The 20,490-nt window shown below is 60.5% G+C and carries 20 protein-coding genes; 3 read left to right on the top strand and 17 right to left on the bottom strand.

Annotated elements, in window-relative coordinates:
- Positions 1-26: 26 nt before the first annotated feature.
- The 11 genes from odhB to sdhC form a co-directional block, all read right to left on the bottom strand.
- Entirely contained in the window at positions 27-1,259 is a 1,233-nt protein-coding gene (odhB, locus tag MRBLMR1_RS26305) for a 2-oxoglutarate dehydrogenase complex dihydrolipoyllysine-residue succinyltransferase (RefSeq protein WP_148148161.1), read from the bottom strand.
- Between the two features lie 60 nt (positions 1,260-1,319).
- Positions 1,320-4,319 (bottom strand): 2-oxoglutarate dehydrogenase E1 component, encoded by a 3,000-nt coding sequence (locus MRBLMR1_RS26300; RefSeq protein WP_183686351.1) that lies wholly within the window; start codon positions 4,317-4,319, stop codon positions 1,320-1,322.
- A gap of 205 nt (positions 4,320-4,524) precedes the next feature.
- Positions 4,525-5,430 (bottom strand): succinate--CoA ligase subunit alpha, encoded by a 906-nt coding sequence (gene sucD, locus MRBLMR1_RS26295; RefSeq protein ID WP_148148159.1) that lies wholly within the window; start codon positions 5,428-5,430, stop codon positions 4,525-4,527.
- A gap of 17 nt (positions 5,431-5,447) precedes the next feature.
- Positions 5,448-6,641, bottom strand: coding sequence for an ADP-forming succinate--CoA ligase subunit beta (sucC, locus tag MRBLMR1_RS26290; protein ID WP_092999534.1), 1,194 nt, complete (start codon positions 6,639-6,641; stop codon positions 5,448-5,450).
- Between the two features lie 68 nt (positions 6,642-6,709).
- On the bottom strand, positions 6,710-7,672 hold the full coding sequence (gene mdh / locus MRBLMR1_RS26285; RefSeq protein ID WP_112509119.1) for a malate dehydrogenase: 963 nt from the start codon (positions 7,670-7,672) through the stop codon (positions 6,710-6,712).
- A gap of 175 nt (positions 7,673-7,847) precedes the next feature.
- Complete coding sequence (gene zapE, locus MRBLMR1_RS26280; protein WP_148148158.1) at positions 7,848-9,014, bottom strand: cell division protein ZapE; 1,167 nt, start codon at positions 9,012-9,014, stop codon at positions 7,848-7,850.
- 24 nt (positions 9,015-9,038) lie between these two features.
- Positions 9,039-9,566: a protease inhibitor Inh/omp19 family protein gene (locus MRBLMR1_RS26275; protein ID WP_148148157.1), complete on the bottom strand. Its 528-nt coding sequence runs from the start codon at positions 9,564-9,566 to the stop codon at positions 9,039-9,041.
- Positions 9,567-9,776: 210 nt separating this feature from the next.
- Positions 9,777-10,556: a succinate dehydrogenase iron-sulfur subunit gene (locus tag MRBLMR1_RS26270; RefSeq protein ID WP_148148156.1), complete on the bottom strand. Its 780-nt coding sequence runs from the start codon at positions 10,554-10,556 to the stop codon at positions 9,777-9,779.
- Between the two features lie 18 nt (positions 10,557-10,574).
- On the bottom strand, positions 10,575-12,419 hold the full coding sequence (gene sdhA / locus MRBLMR1_RS26265; RefSeq protein ID WP_148148155.1) for a succinate dehydrogenase flavoprotein subunit: 1,845 nt from the start codon (positions 12,417-12,419) through the stop codon (positions 10,575-10,577).
- 6 nt (positions 12,420-12,425) lie between these two features.
- Positions 12,426-12,806 carry a succinate dehydrogenase, hydrophobic membrane anchor protein gene (gene sdhD, locus MRBLMR1_RS26260; RefSeq protein WP_148148154.1) on the bottom strand — a complete coding sequence of 127 codons (381 nt, stop codon included), beginning with the start codon at positions 12,804-12,806 and terminating at the stop codon, positions 12,426-12,428.
- 12 nt (positions 12,807-12,818) lie between these two features.
- Complete coding sequence (gene sdhC / locus MRBLMR1_RS26255; RefSeq protein ID WP_148148153.1) at positions 12,819-13,208, bottom strand: succinate dehydrogenase, cytochrome b556 subunit; 390 nt, start codon at positions 13,206-13,208, stop codon at positions 12,819-12,821.
- Between the two features lie 278 nt (positions 13,209-13,486).
- Between sdhC and MRBLMR1_RS26250 the strand changes: the two genes are divergently transcribed.
- Positions 13,487-13,969 carry a hypothetical protein gene (locus MRBLMR1_RS26250; RefSeq protein ID WP_148148152.1) on the top strand — a complete coding sequence of 161 codons (483 nt, stop codon included), beginning with the start codon at positions 13,487-13,489 and terminating at the stop codon, positions 13,967-13,969.
- Between the two features lie 12 nt (positions 13,970-13,981).
- Here MRBLMR1_RS26250 and MRBLMR1_RS26245 read toward each other — a convergent pair whose 3' ends face one another.
- The 6 genes from MRBLMR1_RS26245 to tsaD all read right to left on the bottom strand — a co-directional run bounded on the left by MRBLMR1_RS26245 (position 13,982) and on the right by tsaD (position 18,764).
- The gene (locus MRBLMR1_RS26245) at positions 13,982-14,365 is read right to left on the bottom strand and encodes an ester cyclase (protein WP_148148151.1); all 384 of its coding nucleotides are present in this window, start codon (positions 14,363-14,365) and stop codon (positions 13,982-13,984) included.
- Positions 14,366-15,255: 890 nt separating this feature from the next.
- Positions 15,256-15,900 carry a class I SAM-dependent methyltransferase gene (locus MRBLMR1_RS26240; RefSeq protein WP_183686353.1) on the bottom strand — a complete coding sequence of 215 codons (645 nt, stop codon included), beginning with the start codon at positions 15,898-15,900 and terminating at the stop codon, positions 15,256-15,258.
- 9 nt (positions 15,901-15,909) lie between these two features.
- Positions 15,910-16,350, bottom strand: a complete 441-nt coding sequence (locus tag MRBLMR1_RS26235) for an EVE domain-containing protein (RefSeq protein WP_148147846.1) — start codon at positions 16,348-16,350, stop codon at positions 15,910-15,912.
- 8 nt (positions 16,351-16,358) lie between these two features.
- Positions 16,359-16,661, bottom strand: coding sequence for a YciI-like protein (locus MRBLMR1_RS26230; protein WP_148147845.1), 303 nt, complete (start codon positions 16,659-16,661; stop codon positions 16,359-16,361).
- 25 nt (positions 16,662-16,686) lie between these two features.
- The gene (locus MRBLMR1_RS26225) at positions 16,687-17,670 is read right to left on the bottom strand and encodes an NAD(P)H-dependent glycerol-3-phosphate dehydrogenase (RefSeq protein WP_148147844.1); all 984 of its coding nucleotides are present in this window, start codon (positions 17,668-17,670) and stop codon (positions 16,687-16,689) included.
- Positions 17,667-18,764, bottom strand: a complete 1,098-nt coding sequence (gene tsaD, locus MRBLMR1_RS26220) for a tRNA (adenosine(37)-N6)-threonylcarbamoyltransferase complex transferase subunit TsaD (protein ID WP_148147843.1) — start codon at positions 18,762-18,764, stop codon at positions 17,667-17,669. Before tsaD ends, MRBLMR1_RS26225 begins: the two co-directional genes overlap by 4 nt.
- A gap of 70 nt (positions 18,765-18,834) precedes the next feature.
- On the opposite strand from tsaD, the gene hemC reads away from it, so the two are divergent.
- On the top strand, positions 18,835-19,764 hold the full coding sequence (gene hemC / locus MRBLMR1_RS26215) for a hydroxymethylbilane synthase (protein WP_148147842.1): 930 nt from the start codon (positions 18,835-18,837) through the stop codon (positions 19,762-19,764).
- A 3-nt stretch (positions 19,765-19,767) separates the two neighbouring features.
- Entirely contained in the window at positions 19,768-20,478 is a 711-nt protein-coding gene (locus MRBLMR1_RS26210; RefSeq protein WP_148147841.1) for a uroporphyrinogen-III synthase, read from the top strand.
- The last annotated feature ends 12 nt before the right edge of the window (positions 20,479-20,490 follow it).

Raw genomic sequence — 20,490 nt, 5'->3', positions numbered from 1 at the left:
CTCTCCCTTAGATCAGGACGTAAGGCTTAGAGATCGAGAACCAGGCGTTCCGGATCTTCCAGGCTTTCCTTGACGCGAACGAGGAAGGTGACCGCTTCCTTGCCGTCGACGATGCGGTGATCGTAGGAGAGCGCGAGATACATCATCGGGCGGATGACGATCTGGCCGCCGACGACGACCGGACGCTCCTGGATCTTGTGCATGCCGAGGATACCCGACTGCGGAGCATTGAGGATCGGCGAGGACATCAGCGAACCGTAGACGCCACCATTGGTGATGGTGAACGTACCGCCCTGCATGTCGGCCATCGAAAGCGAACCGTCGCGCGCTGCCTTGGCAAGACGGCCGAGTTCCTTTTCGACGCCGGCGATCGAGCGCTGGTCGGCGTCACGGATGACCGGAACGACGAGGCCCTTGTCGGTGCCGACAGCCATGCCGACGTGGCAGTAGTTCTTGTAGATGATGTCGGTGCCGTCGATCTCGGCGTTGACAGCCGGCAGTTCCTTCAGCGCGTGGGTCACGGCCTTGGTGAAGAAGCCCATGAAGCCAAGCTTGACGCCATGCTTCTTCTCGAACACGTCCTTGTAGCGGTTACGCAGGTCCATGACCGCCTTCATGTCCACCTCGTTATAGGTGGTCAGCATGGCGGCGGTGTTCTGCGCATCCTTGAGGCGCTTGGCGATCGTCTGGCGCAGACGGGTCATCTTCACGCGCTCTTCGCGAGGCGCATCCTCGGCCGAGGAAACCGCGCGCGGAGCAGCCGGAACGGCAGCCAGGGCCGGAGCGGACGGGCCTTTGGCGATGGCGGCAAGAACGTCGCCCTTCAGAACCTGGCCGCGCTTGCCCGAACCGTCGATATCGGCAGTCGAGATGTTGTTGTCGGCAGCAACCTTGGCAGCAGCCGGTGCAGCCGGCATCGAGGACGCGGCAGCAGGAGCAGCAGCGGCCGGTGCGGCGGCAGCCGGGGCCGGAGCAGCTTCTGCAGGCTTTGCAGCAGGAGCGGCAGCAGCCGTGCCAACAGCGCCTTCTGCGATCTGGCCGAGCAGCGCGTCGAGACCGACAGTCTCACCGTTCTGCGCAACGATTTCGGTCAACACGCCGGAAGCCGGGGCCGGAACTTCGACGGTAACCTTGTCGGTTTCCAGTTCGACCAGCGGCTCATCGGCCTTGACCGTATCGCCGACCTTCTTGAACCAGGTGCCGACGGTCGCCTCGCTGACGGACTCGCCGAGGGTTGGAACGCGGATTTCGGTTGCCATGATCTGTTTCCGTTTTTCTCAAGATTCGTTTCGAACAAATTAGGGGAGACGGCTGAAAAATCAGCCGCCGAGAGCGTCTTCGAGGAAAGCTTCCAGCTGTGCCAGATGCTTCGACATCAGGCCGGTCGCAGGCGATGCTGCTGCCGGACGGCCCGTGTAGCGGACGCGCTGATACTTGGCATCGATATGCGCCAGAACCCATTCCAGGTAAGGGTCGATGAACGACCAGGCGCCCATGTTCTTCGGCTCTTCCTGGCACCAGACCATTTCCGCGTTCTTGAAGCGCGACAGCTCGTTGATCAGAGCCTTGGCCGGGAACGGGTAGAGCTGTTCGATACGCAGCAGGTAGACGTCGTCGATGCCGCGCTTTTCGCGCTCTTCGAGAAGGTCGTAATAAACCTTGCCGGAGCACATCACGACGCGACGGATCTTGGCATCCTTCTGCAGCTTGATCGGGCCATCCTTGATGACTTCGGCATCGTCCCACAGCAGGCGGTGGAAGGAGCTTTCGCCCGCCAGTTCCGCAAGCGTCGAGGTTGCACGCTTGTGGCGCAGCAAGGACTTCGGCGTCATCAGGATCAGCGGCTTGCGGAAGTCGCGCTTCACCTGGCGGCGCAGGATGTGGAAGTAGTTGGCAGGCGTCGTGACGTTGGCAACCTGCATGTTGTCTTCCGCGCAGAGCTGCAGGAAGCGTTCCAGGCGAGCCGACGAATGTTCCGGGCCCTGACCTTCATAGCCGTGCGGCAGAAGGCAGACGAGACCGGACATGCGCAGCCACTTGCGTTCGCCAGACGAGATGAACTGGTCGAACACGACCTGCGCACCGTTGGCGAAGTCGCCGAACTGGGCTTCCCAGAGCGTCAGCGCATTCGGACGTGCCAGCGAGTAGCCGTATTCGAAGCCGAGAACGGCTTCTTCCGACAGCATGGAGTTGATCACTTCATACTTGCCCTGGCCCGGCTGCAGATTGGCAAGCGGGATGTAGCGTTCTTCGGTGTCCTGATCGTAGAGAACCGAGTGACGCTGCGAGAACGTGCCGCGTTCGCAATCCTGGCCGGAAAGACGGATCTTCGTGCCTTCGACGCAGAGCGAACCGAAAGCAAAGGCTTCCGCCATCGCCCAGTCGAGGCCTTCGCCGGTCTCGACCATCTGCGCACGGTTTTCCATGAAGCGCTTGATCGTGCGGTGCGCGTTGAACCCTTCCGGAATGGTTGACAGCTTGCGGCCGATTTCCTTGAGGCTCTTCATCGGCATCGAAGTCTTGCCGCGACGCTGCTCGTCGGCATCGTCGGCGGAACGCAGACCCGACCACTGGCCGTCCAGCCAATCGGCCTTGTTGGGCTTATAGGCCTGGCCGGCTTCGAACTCGGCGTCGAGATGCGCACGCCAGTCAGCCTTCATCTTGTCGAATTCGGCTTCGGTCAGCACGCCTTCGCCAACCAGACGGTCGGCATAGATTTCGGCCACAGCCTTGTGGGCGCGGATGACCTTGTACATCTTCGGCTGGGTGAACGCCGGCTCATCGCCTTCGTTATGGCCGAAGCGGCGGTAGCAGAACATGTCGAGCACGACCGGCTTGTGGAACTTCATCCGGTATTCGGTCGCAACCTTGGCGGCATAGGTAACCGCTTCCGGATCGTCGCCGTTGACGTGGAAGATCGGTGCTTCGATCATCTTGGCAACGTCGGACGGGTATGGAGACGAACGGGAGAAGCCCGGATTGGTGGTGAAGCCGATCTGGTTGTTGATGATGACGTGCATCGTGCCGGCGACGCGGTGACCGCGCAGGCCGGAAAGGCCGAGGATTTCGGCAACCACGCCCTGGCCCGCAAAGGCCGCATCGCCGTGCAGAAGCAGCGGCAGAACCTTGGAGCGCTCGGAAAGCGGGATGATATTGTCCTTTTCCCAGACCTTGGCCAGCATGTCCTGCTTGGCGCGAGCCTTGCCCATGACGACCGGGTTGACGATCTCGAGGTGGGACGGGTTTGCGGTCAGCGACAGGTGAACCTTGTTGCCGTCGAATTCGCGGTCGGAAGAGGCACCGAGGTGGTACTTCACGTCGCCCGAACCTTCGACTTCGTCAGGCTTGAACGAACCGCCCTTGAACTCGTGGAACACGGCGCGGTGCGGCTTGCCCATGACGTTGGTCAGAACGTTCAGACGGCCGCGGTGGGCCATGCCGACGATAACTTCTTCAAGACCCAGCTGGCCGCCGCGCTTGATAATCTGTTCGAGTGCCGGGATCAGTGCTTCGCCGCCATCGAGGCCGAAACGCTTGGTACCCTTGAACTTGACGTCGAGGAACTGTTCGTAGCCTTCGCCTTCGATCAGCTTCGAAAGGATCGCCTTCTTGCCTTCCGGGGTAAAGGCGACGCCTTTGTCCGGACCTTCGATCCGTTCCTGGATCCAGGCCTTTTCTTCCGGGCTCGACATATGCATGAACTCGACGCCGATCGTCGAGCAATAGGTGCGCTCGAGGATCGCGATCATCTCGCGAACGGTCGCGTATTCCATGCCCAGAACGTTGTCGATGAAGATCTTGCGATCGTAATCGCTCTCTTCGAAGCCGTAGGACTTCGGCGACAGTTCGTTGTAATCCTCGACCGGGCTTGCGATGCCGAGCGGATCGAGCTTGGCATGCAGGTGGCCGCGCATCCGGTAGGCGCGGATCATCATGATGGCGCGCACGCTGTCGCGGCTCGCCTGATGAACATCGGCTTCGTTGACGGTTGCACCCTTGGCGGCAGCGGCGGCTTCCGCCTTCGCCTTGACCTTGGTTTCGATCGCCTTTTCCACCACCGGCCAATTGCCGTCGAGAGCGGAAACCAGGTCGCCGCCGGCTGCGATCGGCCAGTTCGAACGCTTCCAGGAAGCGCCCTGCGCTGCCTTCTTCACGTCTTCGGGGCTGTCGGCCAAGGCCTTGAAGAAGGCCTGCCACTCTTCCGAAACCGAATTCGGATCGGCTTCGTAATTGGCATAAAGTTGTTCGATATAGACGGCGTTCGCGCCATCTAGGAACGAAGTGATGAGAAACTGCTCGTTGGCTTCTTGCCGGGACATGGCCTATTGCGGGCGCCGCGCCCGCCTCCTCACGTGGTCGGAACCGAGGACCTCGCCGGCTCCGCATTCTCTTTGTGTCTGTTTTGCCGCCGTTGCAGCCCGTCCTGTGACGGTTGACCTGCAGGCAAAAGCCTCTGCCTGCAGGTTCCAACCCTTGAGGTCCATCGTCGCCTGCCTATCGGCGACGAGTGACCGTTATGTGGCGTCAGCCCTTGAGGACTTCAACCAGCGTCTTGCCGAGGCGTGCCGGCGAAGGCGACACCTTGATGCCTGCTGCTTCCATGGCTGCGATCTTGGATTCCGCATCGCCCTTGCCGCCGGAAACGACAGCGCCGGCGTGACCCATGGTGCGGCCCTTCGGAGCCGTACGACCGGCGATGAAGCCTGCCATTGGCTTCTTGCGGCCCTTCTTGGCTTCGTCGATCAGGAACTGGGCTGCATCTTCTTCAGCCGAACCGCCGATTTCGCCGATCATGATGATCGACTGGGTGGCGTCGTCTGCGAGGAACATTTCCAGCATGTCGATGAATTCGGTGCCCTTGACCGGGTCGCCGCCGATGCCGACAGCCGTCGTCTGGCCGAGGCCTTCGTTGGACGTCTGGAACACGGCTTCGTAGGTCAGCGTGCCGGAGCGCGAAACGATACCGACCGAACCCTTGCGGAAGATCGAGCCCGGCATGATGCCGATCTTGCATTCTTCCGGCGTCAGAACGCCCGGGCAGTTCGGGCCGAGAAGGCGCGACTTCGACTTGTCGAGCTTGGCCTTGACGCGCACCATGTCCATGACCGGGATACCCTCGGTGATGCAGGTGATGAACGGAACTTCAGCTTCGATCGCTTCGATGATCGCATCCGCAGCACCTGCCGGCGGAACGTAGATCACGGTCGCATCAGCACCGGTGCGCTCCTTGGCTTCGGCAACCGAAGCAAAGATCGGCAGCGCCGTGCCGTCGACGCCCGACGACCAGGTTTCGCCACCCTTCTTCGGGTGGATACCGCCGACCATCTTGGTGCCGTAGTAAGCAAGCGCCTGTTCGGTGTGGAACGTGCCGGTCTTGCCGGTCAGGCCCTGAACGAGGATCTTGGTGTCTTTATTGACGAGAATAGACATGTAACAGGTTCCTCAGATTAGGCTTTGATCGCCGCAACGATCTTCTTGGCGGCATCGTCCAGATCGTCAGCAGCCGTGATAGCAAGGCCGGATTCGTTGAGGATCTTCTTGCCGAGCTCGACATTGGTGCCTTCGAGGCGAACAACGAGCGGAACCTTCAGACCGACTTCCTGAACAGCTGCGACAACGCCTTCGGCGATGACGTCGCAACGCATGATGCCGCCGAAGATGTTGACGAGGATGCCCTCGACCTTCGGGTCAGCGGTGATGATCTTGAAGGCAGCCGCAACCTTCTCCTTGCCGGCGCCACCGCCGACGTCGCAGAAGTTGGCAGGCTCTTTGCCGTAAAGCTTAATGATGTCCATCGTCGCCATGGCGAGACCGGCACCATTGACCATGCAGCCGATATTGCCGTCGAGGGCAACGTAGGCGAGGTCCCACTTGGAGGCTTCGATTTCCTTGGAGTCTTCTTCGGTCTCGTCGCGCAGCGCCTTGACGTCGTCATGGCGGAACAGGGCGTTGCCGTCGAAGGACATCTTGGCGTCGAGAACGCGCAGGTGTCCGTCCTTCATGACGATCAGCGGGTTGACTTCGAGAAGAGCCATGTCCTTTTCGCCGAACGCCTTGTAGAGCGCCGGGAAGAGCGACTTTGCGTCTTCGGCAGCTGCACCCGAGAGTTCGAGAGCCTTGGAGATCTTGGCAACGTCGTCAGCCGTCACACCGGTTTCCGGGTCGATGGCGATCGTGTGGATCTTCTCAGGCGTATCGTGGGCAACGGCTTCGATGTCCATGCCGCCTTCGGTCGAAACGACGAAAGCAACCTGACCGACAGAACGGTCGACCAGCAGCGAGCAATAGAGTTCGCGGTCGATGTCTGCACCGTCTTCGATGTAGAGGCGGTTGACCTGCTTGCCGGCTTCGCCGGTCTGCGCGGTTACCAGCGTGTTGCCGAGCATGTCCTTGGCGTGAGCCACGACTTCCTCGATCGACTTGGCCAGGCGAACGCCGCCCTTGGCATCGGGCCCAAGTTCCTTGAACTTGCCCTTGCCGCGACCGCCGGCATGGATCTGGCTCTTGACGACGTAGAGCGGGCCTGGGAGCTGCTTGGCAGCAGCTTCGGCTTCTTCGACCTTGAGGATCGCGACGCCTTCGGCAACCGGTGCGCCGTAACCCTTCAAGAGAGCCTTGGCCTGATATTCATGGATATTCATGGGGCTTGATCCCTATTTGAATGACGTGAGCGCTGGCAAAAGCCAGCGCCGAACTTTTTGGAAGCTGATTATTTCAGCGAAGGAACGAGGGCGATGCAGGCTTCGCAGAGACCGGCAACAGCGCCGACCGACTTCTGGAAGGCGGCTTCTTCGTCCTTGTTGAATTCGACTTCGACGATGCGCTCCACACCGCCGGCGCCGAGAACGACCGGAACGCCGACATACATGTCCTTGACGCCGTACTGGCCGGAAAGGTGAGCCGCGACCGGAAGAACGCGCTTCTTGTCCTTGAGGTAGGATTCAGCCATTTCGATCGCCGAAGCGGCCGGAGCGTAATAGGCGGAACCCGTCTTCAGGAGACCGACGATCTCTGCGCCGCCGTCACGGGTGCGCTGGATGATCTGGTCGAGCTTCTCCTGCGTGGTCCAGCCCATCTTGACGAGATCGGTGAGCGGAACGCCGGCAACCGTCGAGTAACGGGCAAGCGGCACCATCGTGTCGCCATGGCCGCCGAGGACGAATGCAGTGACGTCCTGAACGGAAACGTTGAATTCTTCGGCGAGGAAGAGACGGAAACGGGCCGAGTCCAGAACGCCGGCCATGCCGACGACCTTGTTCTTCGGCAGGCCGGAGAACTTCTGCAGCGCCCAGACCATCGCGTCGAGCGGGTTGGTGATGCAGATGACGAAAGCGTTCGGAGCATATTTCTTGATGCCGGCGCCGACCTGTTCCATGACCTTGAGGTTGATACCGATCAGGTCGTCGCGGCTCATGCCCGGCTTGCGGGCGACACCGGCGGTTACGATGCAGACATCGGCGCCTTCGATCGCAGCATAGTCGCTGGCGCCGGTCAGCTTCGCATTGAAGCCTTCAACCGGACCGGACTGAGCGATGTCGAGGCCCTTACCCTGCGGGATCCCGTCGGCGATGTCGAAGAGGACGACGTCGCCCAGCTCCTTCAGGCTGGCAAGATGCGCCAGCGTGCCACCGATCATGCCCGAACCAATAAGTGCAATCTTCTTACGCGACATGGAAATGCTTCCTCTTCAAATCCTGACCTGCGGCAAGTTAGCGCAGGCTCATCTTGCGGCAGCACGGATAGCCTCATCTGCCAAAAATGGCAAACGATTATTTTGAGACTATATTTTTCAATCGGTTAGATATGATTTGAGTTACGTAAACGTAAGAATTTCTGCCATAAATATGTCAGACTTCCTGCCGCTTCTCATTATGGAGCAACAGATATTCCGCACTTCTCATCTCGAAAAGTCGCGAAACCGTGCGGTCGAATTCGAAACCTTCGGTGCCTCTACGCTCCGTCAGCAATTCGTCTGGTGTGACTGCAGCCGAAATGAAAAGCCGCACGGAATGATCGTAGAGCGCATCGACCAGATTGATGAACCGCTTCACTTCATTGCGCTTTTCCGCGCCGAGCTTCGGCACGTGATCAACAAAGACGACGTCGAAACGCGCGGCGATGGCCAGATAGTCCGAAGCGCCGAGCGGCTTTTCGCAAAGATCGGAGAATGAGAAACGCGCAGCCCGCCCGACTGCCGCAGGCACATGAATGCTGCGCCCCTTCATCGGCAGTTCGACCGGCTCGGCCCTGTCACCATCGGTAACCTGATGCCATGCGGCCTCCATCGCCGCATCCGCACGCCCGTCGAGCGGCGTCAGATAGACGGGCAGATTGGCATTCTTCTGCATCCGGTAATCGGTTGGACTGTCCAGCGTCACCACATCGACATGGCTGCTTAGAAGTCCGATAAACGGCATAAACAGGCCGCGATTGAGCCCGTCCTTGTAGAGATTTTCCGGCGCAACATTGGAGGTCGCGACCAGCACGCAGCCAAGATCGAACAGCTCGGTGAAAAGCCGCGCCAGGATCATCGCATCGGTAATGTCGGTCACGGAGAATTCATCGAAGCACAGAAGCTCGGCTTCCGCATAAAGTGCGGCGGCAACCGGCGGCACCGGATCGGCCTGCTTCGTCTCGCCCCGCTTCAGCTTCTGCCGCTGTTCGTGGATGCGGTTATGCACGTCGGCCATGAACTCATGAAAATGCGCCCGCCGCTTTTTCTGCGTGGGCGCCTTCTTGAAGAACATGTCCATGATCATGGTCTTGCCGCGGCCGACACTGCCATAGACATAAAGGCCGCGCACCTTTTCCGCATGGCCATTGCCGCGACGGGCAAAGAGCCAGCCAAGCGCACTCGACTTCTTCGCGGGTTTTGCCTCGCGCAACGCGACGAGCACGCGGTCGAGCCTGGCAGCGACCTCCATCTGCGCCTTATCGGGCGTCAGAACGCCGGACGCCGCCAGAGCCTTGAGCTCTTCGCAGACGCTCGACGTATATTCTGGAATGGGTTCCACCGAGGGACGCCCCTTATGTCAGTATTAGCGGCTCAGACTGACCTGCTGGCCCGAATTCGTGGTACCGTCGAAGCGGTTGTCGGCGCTCTTGTAGACCCGACCGATCACATCGCCTGCACGGTTCTTGAACTGAACCATCTTGCCGGAGACTTCCCATGAGCCCATGGTCGTCAGCTCACCGGCGCAACCGCGGGTACCACCGCGCGAACCGCTGCCGAGATTGGTGAGCGTCAGGAACATGTCGCAGGATGCGCCGCCATTGGAAACGCGCCAGTTGCCGACCATCTGCTCCTTGGTGACATCGAGCGCGCTGGCGGGAGCAGCCGCGTTCGGGTTAGCCATGGCCATGTTCTGACCACCCTGAGGTGCGGAAGGATATTGCGAAGCGCCACCCGGAGGCGGAAGCTGACCGCCCTGAACACCCTGAACGGGCTGGGCCTGAAGCGGAGCGGGCTGCGCCGGCAGATCACTATAAGGGCTGTAGGATGTCCGCTGGCAACCAGCCAACGCAAGGGTCAGTACCAGACCTGTTGCCACATATTTGAACTGCATCAAAAACTCCTGTCCGGATCATTTCACACTGCCCTACAACTTGGGCACGACAGTTTGGCCGGGAATATCGTAAACGACCTTGGTTAATCAAGGGTATCCAGCCAATCCGGCATAATCGCGACGATCTGCACGGTCAATTCGGCGTGCGCACCGGGCAGCAAGACAAACCAAAGGCCGCAACGAAAGCTGCGGCCCTGGGCTTTTCAAAGACTAGACGCGGCGCTCGACCATCATCTTCTTGATTTCCGCGATCGCCTTGGCCGGGTTCAGCCCCTTCGGGCAGGCCTGCGCGCAGTTCATGATCGTGTGGCAACGATAGAGCCGGAACGGATCCTCGAGATTGTCGAGGCGCTCGCCCTTGGCTTCGTCGCGGCTGTCGATCAGCCAGCGATAGGCCTGCAGAAGAACTGCCGGACCGAGGTAACGGTCGCCGTTCCACCAATAGCTCGGACAGGAGGTCGAGCAGCAGGCGCACAGAATGCACTCATAGAGACCGTCGAGCTTGAGGCGATCCTCATGGCTCTGCTTCCATTCCTTCGCCGGCGTCGGAGACACCGTCTTCAGCCAAGGCTCGATCGAGCGATGCTGGGCGTAGAAGTTGTTGAGGTCCGGAACGAGGTCCTTCACCACCGGCATATGCGGCAGCGGGTAGACTTTGACCGTGCCGGAGATGTCGTCCATGCCCTTGGTGCAGGCGAGCGTGTTCGTGCCGTCGATATTCATCGCGCAGGAACCGCAAATGCCTTCGCGACAGGAACGGCGCAGCGTCAGCGTCGGGTCGATCTTGTTCTTGATGTACAAGAGACCGTCGAGCACCATCGGGCCGCAATCGTCGAGATCGACATAGAACGTGTCGATGCTCGGGTTCTTGCCGTCGTCCGGGCTCCAGCGATAGATGCGATATTCGCGAACGTTCGTGGCGCCTTCCGGCTTCGGCCAGACCTTGCCTTCGGACATCTGCGAGTTTTTGGGGAGAGCGAGTTCAACCATGGTCCAATTCCCTCCGGATCAATACACGCGAGCCTTGGGCTCGATCTTGTAGGGATCGATGCCTTCGGCGATCAGGTCCGTATGGACCGGACGGTAATCGAGCTTGACGTCGCCCTTTTCGTTGACCCAGGCCAACGTGTGCTTGCGCCAGTTGACGTCGTCGCGGCCGGCGAATGCGCCTTCCGTGAAGTCCTCGCGGGCGTGGGAGCCACGGCTTTCCTTGCGGGCCTCGGCGCCATAGACGGTGGTGATCGCATTCGCCATAAGGTTATGCAGTTCCAGCGTCTCGACCAGATCCGAGTTCCAGATCAGCGAACGGTCGGTGACCTTGACGTCGGGCAGCTCGCTCCAAATCTGCGACATGCGCTTGCAGCCCGATTCCAGCGATTCCTGCGTCCGGAACACGGCGGCATCGTCCTGCATGGTGCGCTGCATCTTGTCACGCAGCACGGCCGTCGGCGTTGCGCCATTGGCGTGACGCAGGCCGTCGAAGCGGTCCATGATCTTGTCGCAGGCAGCAACATTGAGCGCCGGGATCGCGCCTTCGCGGTCGATCACCTGGCCGGCGCGGATTGCGGCGGCGCGGCCGAAGACCACGAGGTCGATCAGCGAGTTGGAGCCGAGGCGGTTTGCACCGTGAACCGAAGCGCAACCTGCTTCACCTACAGCCATCAGGCCCGGAATGATCCGTTCCGGATTGCTCGAGTCGGCGTTGAGCACTTCGCCCCAGTAATTGGTCGGAATGCCGCCCATATTGTAGTGAACCGTCGGCAGAACCGGGATCGGCTCGCGGGTCACGTCGACGCCGGCAAAGATCTTCGCCGATTCCGAAATGCCCGGAAGGCGCTCGTGCAGCACGGCCGGGTCGAGATGGTCGAGATGCAGGAAGATGTGGTCCTTGTTCTTGCCGACGCCGCGGCCTTCACGGATTTCCATCGTCATGCAGCGCGAAACGACGTCACGCGAGGCAAGGTCCTTGGCCGAAGGCGCGTAACGCTCCATGAAGCGCTCGCCCTCGGAATTCACGAGGTAACCGCCTTCGCCGCGTGCGCCTTCGGTGATCAGACAGCCGGAGCCGTAGATGCCGGTCGGGTGGAACTGGACGAATTCCATGTCCTGCAAAGGCAGGCCGGCACGCGCCACCATGCCGCCACCGTCGCCGGTGCAGGTATGGGCAGAGGTTGCCGAGAAATATGCGCGGCCGTAACCGCCGGTCGCCAGAACCACCATCTTGGCGGCAAAGCGATGGATCGTGCCGTCGTCCAGGTTCCAGGCAACGACGCCTTCGCAGCGGCTGCCGTCATCGGACATGATCAGGTCGAGCGCGAAATACTCGATGAAGAACTCAGCGTTGTTGCGTAGGGACTGGCCATAAAGCGTGTGCAGGATGGCGTGGCCGGTACGGTCGGCCGCAGCGCAGGTACGCTGTACCGGCGGGCCGGCGCCAAAATTCTGCATGTGGCCGCCGAACGGACGCTGGTAGATTTTGCCTTCCTCGTTACGCGAGAAGGGCACGCCGTAGTGCTCAAGCTCGTAAACGGCTTTCGGCGCTTCCATGACCATGTACTGCATGGCGTCAACGTCGCCGAGCCAGTCGGAACCCTTGACGGTGTCATAGAGGTGCCACTGCCAGCTGTCCGGCGTCATGTTCTGCAGCGAGGCGGCAATACCGCCCTGCGCCGCGACGGTGTGGGAACGTGTCGGGAAAACCTTGGTGATGCAGGCGGTCTTGAAACCCTGCTCGGCCATGCCGAGCGTGGCGCGAAGACCCGCACCGCCGGCGCCCACGACGATAACGTCGTAGGAATGGTCGACATAATTATATGCTTTGCCGTTCTGGGCTATCGGAGTCACGGATGCCATGATGGATTATCCTACGAACGCAATTTTCAGAACGGCGAAAAGACAGAGGCCACCGATCAGCATTGCAAAAAATGTATTGAGCATGACGGCCAGGAATTTCAGGCCTTCGTTATGCACGTAGTCGACGATGATTTCCTGAACGCCGATGCGCATATGCACGAGACCGGCAATGATCATCAGGCCGAAAAGCACGGCGATGAGCGGGTTCGACAGCGCCTGGACGACTTCCTCGTAAGGCGCGCCCGCATAGCGGATCAGGAAGATAATGAAGAAGATGGCGAGCGGCACGAGTGCCACTGCAGACATCCGCTGCATCCAGAAATGTTCGGTGCCGTCCTTTGCTGATCCGAGACCACGAACCTTGCCGAGGGGAGTACGCATATCCATGATGTTTCCTCCTCAGATGGCCAGGCCGATGATCCAGACCAGCACGGTCAGACAGATCGATACGATCGGCAGGATCACCGCCACCTTGGTCGCGAAGTGTTTTTCAAAACCATGACCCATGTCCCACACGAAATGGCGGATACCGCCGAGCATGTGGTGGATCAGAGCCCAGGTATAGCCGAACAGGACCAGCAGCCCGATCCAGGTGCCGAACAGCCAGCTGACCCAGTCGAAATAGGGCTTGCCGGATGCAGCTGCGATCAGCCACCAGGCAAGAAGCACGGTGCCGACAGCCAATGCACCACCGGTAATACGGTGGATGATCGACATCAGCATTGTGGGAATCAGTTTGTAAACTTGAAGATGCGGCGACAGAGGCCGATTATTTGTTATATTCGCCATCATTACCTCGCGGCGTCGTCTCAGCGGGCGGGCGCCCGGCAATGCACCATGCCGAGAAAATGTGCATTGCATCATCGGCGTGGTTTAATCTTGGAATTCCAAGACGACAAGATCAATTCCGACGTCGCGTGAATTTAATCGATTGTGAATTGCAAGAGGAAAAGCCTCGGACAAATCGCCGCGGCGCATTAACCATCAATTCCAAAGATTTGGGCGCCGACGTGCACTGGCGCAGAGAACATGTTAACCTTTGATTAACCATGATCTCGGAGTTCGCCATGATCGCGAATCGCATGAAACCTGTTCTTTTTGCACTTACGCTATCCGGCGCCTTCGCCTCTGCAGCCTCCGCGCGCGATCGTTCTCCGGATTTTAACAGCGGCGAAACCGGTTACCGGGGCCATTATTACGGCCACGGGCATCATGGCCGACGCGGCCAGCTAAAGCTGTTTTCCGATCAGCGCCTGGGCGGCGCCAGCCGTGTAGTGTCATCGGCACGAAACAGCCGTCCCGACAAAGGTTCCATTCAGACACTCGGCTCATTCGCTACTGTCTCGGGCTCGTCGATCATCTACACTGACGGCTATCGCGAAATATACGTCGGCGAGTATGCCTCGGAACCCTCGCGCTCAGGTCTTTCCTATCCCGCACCCAAGGCGAAGATCATCACCGTCACGGAAGAACTTACCAACGGCAACTTCCGGCCGGTCAACGGCTGCAGTTACGAGATGGATGTCTGCGTCATCCGTGGGGAGAAGTGAGGCCGGATATCCTCACCCAAGCTGGGCTTCGATCGCAGCCTTGTCGATGGCCGACCAGACCTGAGCGATCAGTCCGCCGGAAAATTGGTAGAAGACGTTTTCGGAAAACCGGATACGACGACCATTGACCGGAAGGCCGAAAAGCTCGCCTGCAGGCGTACAATCGAAAACCAATCGGCTCGCCACTTTCGGGGCCTCGACTACCAGGAAGTCGATGGTGAAACGCAGATCCGGAATGGCGCGAAAATCTCCCACCAGCATCTCACGATAACCGGCAAGCCCGATTTGCCGTCCATTATGGACCGCATTCTCATCGATGAAATCGCCAAGACTTTGCCAATCCTGCCGGTTCAGGCAATCGATATAACCGCGATAGATTTCGGACAACTCACACATTCCTATCACTCCTTCCGCATATCTTCCGACCGGTGGCGAACGCGACAAGCAGACGGCCCGTTCCATCCGAGCGCTCACGGCGGATCGCAGGCCTTGGACATCAAGAACACATCGGCGACAGACAACACAGGGGGTAAAATACCCGGACCACGGGGATGATTTCACCCCTCCACCTCAATCTCATCAACGGCTTGAGCCTTGTTGCATCCCCGCCCTCCCGACCCGGGCCTACAATCCCCCGGCCTCCGTCGCCGGAGTGTTGCGCGAGACGTTCGCGGGCAGGCGGGAGCCGGCGCTTTCGCTTGAACCGTAACGTACGGCAAGGGCGCAAGGGGTGAAACGCATGGGAGAGGGACAACCTTTTCCCTATCAAGCCTCCCCCCGGTAGCCATGCCGGGTTCGGTTGAGCCGTCCAAGTGTGGGAAACCACATGCAGCGAGGCGAGAGGATCACCCGTAGGGACCGGAAGTCCCGAGACAAGCCGAAGGCCACGCATATGCGGAGCCACATTTTATATTCCAAAGAGGTTCCGCATTTGCGTGCGCTTCTCCGGAATGTTTTTTGACAACCACGGCGGGAGACTGCGCGGGGCAGGATTGGTGCGTCTGGAACCTGACACCGTAATCGCTTGTGCATGGATCCTCGGGTCGAGCCCGAGGATGACGGCCGATGGGTGGTGCAAAGGTGCCCAAAACATAACTCCCATGGCAATGGATACAGTAACCAGGGCACGAGGCCTGTTTTGGCCTCCAACAGAAACCAAAACCTCCTTCATCCTCGGGCCTGACCCGAGGATCCAGACACAAGCACGCCGCAGTTCATTTGGTTGTCGCCATCGTCTCTCTGCAGGCGGATGAGGGGCAATCCGCAACGATGTAGAAAAGCCTCCCCTACCCGAACCGCCAGACCGTCGTCTTCTTGACCTCGCTATCCTCCAGCGCCCGCGTCACTGGCACCTCGTAAACCGCAAGCTTCTCCAGCCGCTCCTTCGGCAGATAGCTCCGCCCCGGATCACCGACCAAGACCACCTTGCCTGCATCGGCTAAGGCCGTGAACCACGGCACCAGCGCCGCCGCAAAATCCCGGTCGTAGAAGACATCTCCGGCAAGCACGACCTCGGCATCAACCCTAAGGCCAATCTGGTTCTCGCCCGTGAACCCGATCTCGACCCCGTTCTCGGCCGCATTCAGCGTCACTGCCGTCCGCGTCCATGGATCGATATCCGCCGCCAGCACATGCGCTGCCCCCGCCATCTTTGCCGCAATCGCCACCAGCCCGGACCCGCTGGCAAAATCCAGCACTCGTTTGCCGGCTACCGTTTCAGGATTGTCGAGAATGTAACGGGCCAGCCCCTGCCCGCCCGCCCAGGCAAAGGCCCAGAACGGCGGCGGCAGGCCGATCGCCTGCAGATCCTCCTCCGTCTTCAGCCACAGATCATGCGCCTCCGTTGCCAGATGCAGCAAAATCTCCGGCACATGCGGCGGCCGCATGAGATCGGTATTGTCGAGAATGAAGGCCTTCGGATCGGTCTTCACATGACGAACTCAGGCGGGAGATTTTGGCGGATTGTCGAGACCGCCGAGACGGCAGATCTCGAAATATTCCTCTTCCGTCACCGGCTGCACCGAAAGCCGCATGGACGTGACCAGCGCCATCTTCTCGAATTTCGGATTGGCCTTGACGTCCTTCAGCGTAACCGGCTTCGGCATATCTGTGACAGCGCGGATATCGACGCAATCCCATTTGGGATCGCCCTTGGCCGAACTATCCGGATGCGACAGCGCACAGACCTCGACGATCCCGACGATCTCCAAACCCTCGTTCGAGTGGTAGAAAAAACCCTTGTCGCCGATTTTCATCGCCCGCATGTTGTTGCGCGCCAGATAGTTGCGCACGCCGGTCCATTCCTCGCCGACCTCGCCCTTGGCCTTCTGCTGTTCCCAGGACCAGACATTCGGCTCGGACTTGTAAAGCCAATAGGCCATCTATTGCCTCACTTCTGCTCGTTGGCCGGGTTGTTGAACACCCAGTTCCACGGCTTCACATCGACCTTCTCGAACAGGCCAGCAAGGTAATAGGGGTCCGCTTCCGCAATCGTCCGGGCGGCAGCAATATCGGCGGCCTCGACCACGACAAGGCTGCCATTCGGCTTGCCGTCGTCATCGAGGAACGGGCCGGCAAATTTCAGCGTGCCTTCGGCATTGAGCTTGTTGAGATGTTCCACATGCGCGGGACGGGTATCCATGCGAACCTGCAGGTGGCCGGACTTGTCGGTGCAGAGAAAGGCAAACAGCATTGGGGTCTCCCGAGTTTTAAATGGACTACTCGGCCTTGATCGGCCGGGTCATGAGCTGTTCCATCGCGGTCATCACATCGAGACGTCCGTCGATAATGGCCGCGACCGCATCCGTAATCGGCAGATCGACCGAAAATTTCCGACCGAGCCGGGCGGCGACCGAGGCCGCAAATGCACCTTCGACCAGCGGCCCACCGACGGTCTGCGCCGGCTCACCCTTTCCGATCGAAATGCCGAAACTCAGGTTGCGTGACTGATGGCTGGTACCGGTCAGCACGAGGTCGCCGAGTCCGGACAGGCCCCGTACAGTATCCGCATTGCCGCCCATTGCCTCGACCAGCCGGGACATCTCGGCCAGGCCCCGGGAAATCAGCGCCGCACGGGCCGACTCGCCAAGCCCCGCGCCTTCGACGATGCCACATGCAATCGCCAGCACGTTCTTGAGCGCCCCGCCGAGCTGCACGCCGATCACATCCGACGAAGCGTAAAGCCGGAAACTGCGGCTGGAGAGAACCTGCGCAAGCCTTTCCGCCAGCACCGGGTCCTGCGCGCCGAGCGACATCGCCGTCGGCAGACCGCGCGCGATATCGGCGGCAAAACCAGGCCCCGAAAGCACCGCCAGAGGCGTCTTCGGCAATTCCGCCGATATGACATCGGTCAGCAGCCGCTCGGCCCGATCGAGCCCCTTGGCGCAGATGACAACGGCCGCATCCGGGGAAAGATAAGGTCCGTAATGCCGCGCCGCATCGAGCTGCGCCCGTGATGGCATGGCGAAAAGCACGACATTGGCTTCCGCCACCGCATCCGGCTCTGCCGAAAACCGCAGGGCATCCGGCAAGGGAACGCCGGGCAGTGCCGCATCATGCATGCGGTCATCGCGCAGATCGGCCATCAGGTTCGGCTGGCGCCCGACAAGCGTCACCGGGTAACGACCCTCCAATGCGAACACGGTCGCAAGTGCCGTTCCGAATGCGCCTGCGCCGATGACGGCGATCCGCTCGTTGGTCATGCCTTCGCCCCTCGTTTGCCGGATCCGAGCAAAGTCTTCGCATCCTTATCCAGCGGCCAGCGCGAACGGGGTGCCACATTGAGATCATCGGCCGGAAACTCTTCCGCCATCCGCTCCAGGCCCGCCCAGGCGATCATCGCGGCATTGTCTGTGCAGAGCCTCAGCGGCGGTGCGATGAAGCGGAACCCGTGCTCGAGGCAAAGCGCCTGCAGTGTGCGCCGGATTTCCTGATTGGCGGCAACGCCGCCGGCAACAACCAGCGCCGGCTCGGTTTCTAGACCGGCAAACTCTTCGCGGAACCGAAGCAGTCCGCGGCCGATACGGTCGCGAAGCGTACGCGAAACGGCCTTCTGGAACGAGGCGCAGATATCGGCAATATCCTGCTCCGTCAGCGGCGCGATCTCGGTCGCGGCCTGACGCACGGCAGTCTTCAGGCCGGAAAAGGAAAAGTCGAGACGTGCCTCGCCCACCAGCGGACGCGGCAGCTTGAATCGGTCCGGATTGCCGGAAAGGGCGGCCTTTTCCACGGCCGGCCCACCCGGATAAGGCAGGCCGAGCAGTTTTGCCGTCTTGTCGAAGGCCTCGCCCAGCGCATCGTCGATCGTCGTGCCCCAGCGCTCATATTGGCCGACACCGCGGATCAGGATGAGCTGCGTGTGTCCGCCGGAAACCAGCAGCATCAGATAGGGGAAGGAAAGCCCGTCCGTCATCCGCGCCGTCAGCGCATGGCCTTCGAGATGGTTGATGGCGAGAAGCGGCTTACCCGAAACGCGGGCGATCGCTTTTGCCGTCATCAGGCCGACCAACAGACCACCGATCAGGCCGGGACCGGAGGTCGCGGCAATCGCATCGACATCGTCGAGCGTCACGTTTGCGCGACGCAAAGCTTCCTCGACCAGTTCGTCCAGCGCCTCGACATGGGCACGCGCCGCAATTTCCGGCACGACACCGCCATAGGCCGAGTGTTCGTCGAGCTGCGACAGGACCACATCGGACAAAATCTCGCCGCGCCCGTCCTCATGGCGTGCGACGACCGCAGCGGCGGTCTCGTCGCAGCTTGTTTCAATGCCGAGGATGCGCAGATATGAGGTCATTGGCCCTTGTTCATTGCGATGCCGGATGATCCGGTTTACGAGAGCTTCCGGTAACAACGGAATGAGACGGATGCAAACAAAACCTTTCCGGATCGGTACGCGCGGCAGCCCGCTGGCACTGGCGCAGGCCCATGAAACGCGGTCACGGCTGATGGCGGCCCACGGCCTACCGGAAGAGATGTTCGAGATCGTCGTGCTGTCGACCACCGGCGACCGCATCACCGATAGATCGCTCTCGGAGATCGGCGGCAAGGGCCTTTTCACCCAGGAACTGGAAGAGCAGCTGTCTTCCGGCGAGCTGGATATCGCCGTGCATTCGTCGAAGGACATGCCGACGAAACTGCCGGAAGGCCTGCACATCGCCGCCTACCTGCCGCGCGAGGACTTTCGCGATGCTTTCATCGGCCGCACGGCCTCGACGCTCAAGGCCCTGCCCGATGGCGCAACGGTTGGCACGGCCTCGCTGCGCCGCCAGGCGCTCATCCGCCGTCTCCGCCCCGATATACAGCTGACGATCTTCCGCGGCTCCGTCGGCACCCGATTGCGCAAGCTGGATGAAGGCCAGGTCGATGCGACCCTGCTCGCCTTTGCCGGCCTAAAGCGGCTTTCGATGGAAGAGGTCGTGACCGAACTTCTCGATCCCGCCGATTTTCCGCCGGCTCCCGCACAAGGAGCGATCTGCGTCGAAAGCCGCATCGGCGATCCGCGCACGGATGCCCTCATCGCCCCGATCAACGACCGCCTGACTTATGACGCCGTAACCTGCGAACGCGCTTTCCTTGCCGCGCTCGACGGCTCCTGTCGCACGCCGATCGGCGGCTTCGCGATCTGTGGCGGAGATCACCTGAAATTCTCCGGCCTGATCCTGACACCCGACGGTCGGCGCGAACATGCAATCGAAGTCGAAGGCAAGCGCTCGGATGCCGAGGCACTCGGCCTGCGCGCCGGCGAAGCCGTCCGTGCCGCGGCCGGTCCCGGCTTCTTCGACAGCTGGAGCTGACCCTTGCGGGTCGTCGTCACCCGACCTGAAATTTCAGCCGCTAGAACGGCTGAGCGGCTGAAGCTTCTGGGCCATGACCCCGTGCTTCTGCCGCTCAGCAGGGCGATACATCACCGGCAGGTAGCGACACAGGCTCTGGTCCTGCCCCATTCGGCGCTGATCGTGACCAGCGCCGAAGCATTTCGTGCACTTGGCGGCATCGACACCGGCTTGAAGATTGACCGGGATATCCAACTCTTTGCAGTTGGCGAGAAAACGGCTGCGGCAGCAAGGTCAGCAGGTTTCACCAACATCCATATCGGTTCCGGCGACGGTGCCGGACTGGCCGATCTGATCGACTCTAAATTCGAAAGCCCGGACCGTCCGCTCCTCTATCTCGCCGGAAAACCCCGTGCCGAATCGCTTGAAAATCGGCTTGAGGAACTGGGTCTGCCCGTCCGGGTAGCCGAAATCTACGAAATGATCCCGATTGATTATCACGCAGAAGAATTACGCGAACGACTGCTGACATCTCAGGCTCAGGCCGTGCTTCTCTACTCGCGGGAAAACGCCGCCCGATTTTTCGAGATCGCAGAACAGCACGCGGTCTCCCTTCCCGAAACCGCATTCCTCTGTATCAGCCCCCGCACCGCCCATGCCGTGCCCGCGGCGTTTCGCCCTCATGTAAGGATTGCCGAAACTCCGGACGAAAACGCCCTGTTCGCGCTTCTTTAACCTGCGACTGAT

Source organism: Neorhizobium sp. LMR1-1-1.1, from assembly GCF_040675795.1.
GTDB lineage: Bacteria > Pseudomonadota > Alphaproteobacteria > Rhizobiales > Rhizobiaceae > Neorhizobium > Neorhizobium cellulosilyticum.
This window is presented reverse-complemented; position numbering and strand designations above follow the sequence as displayed.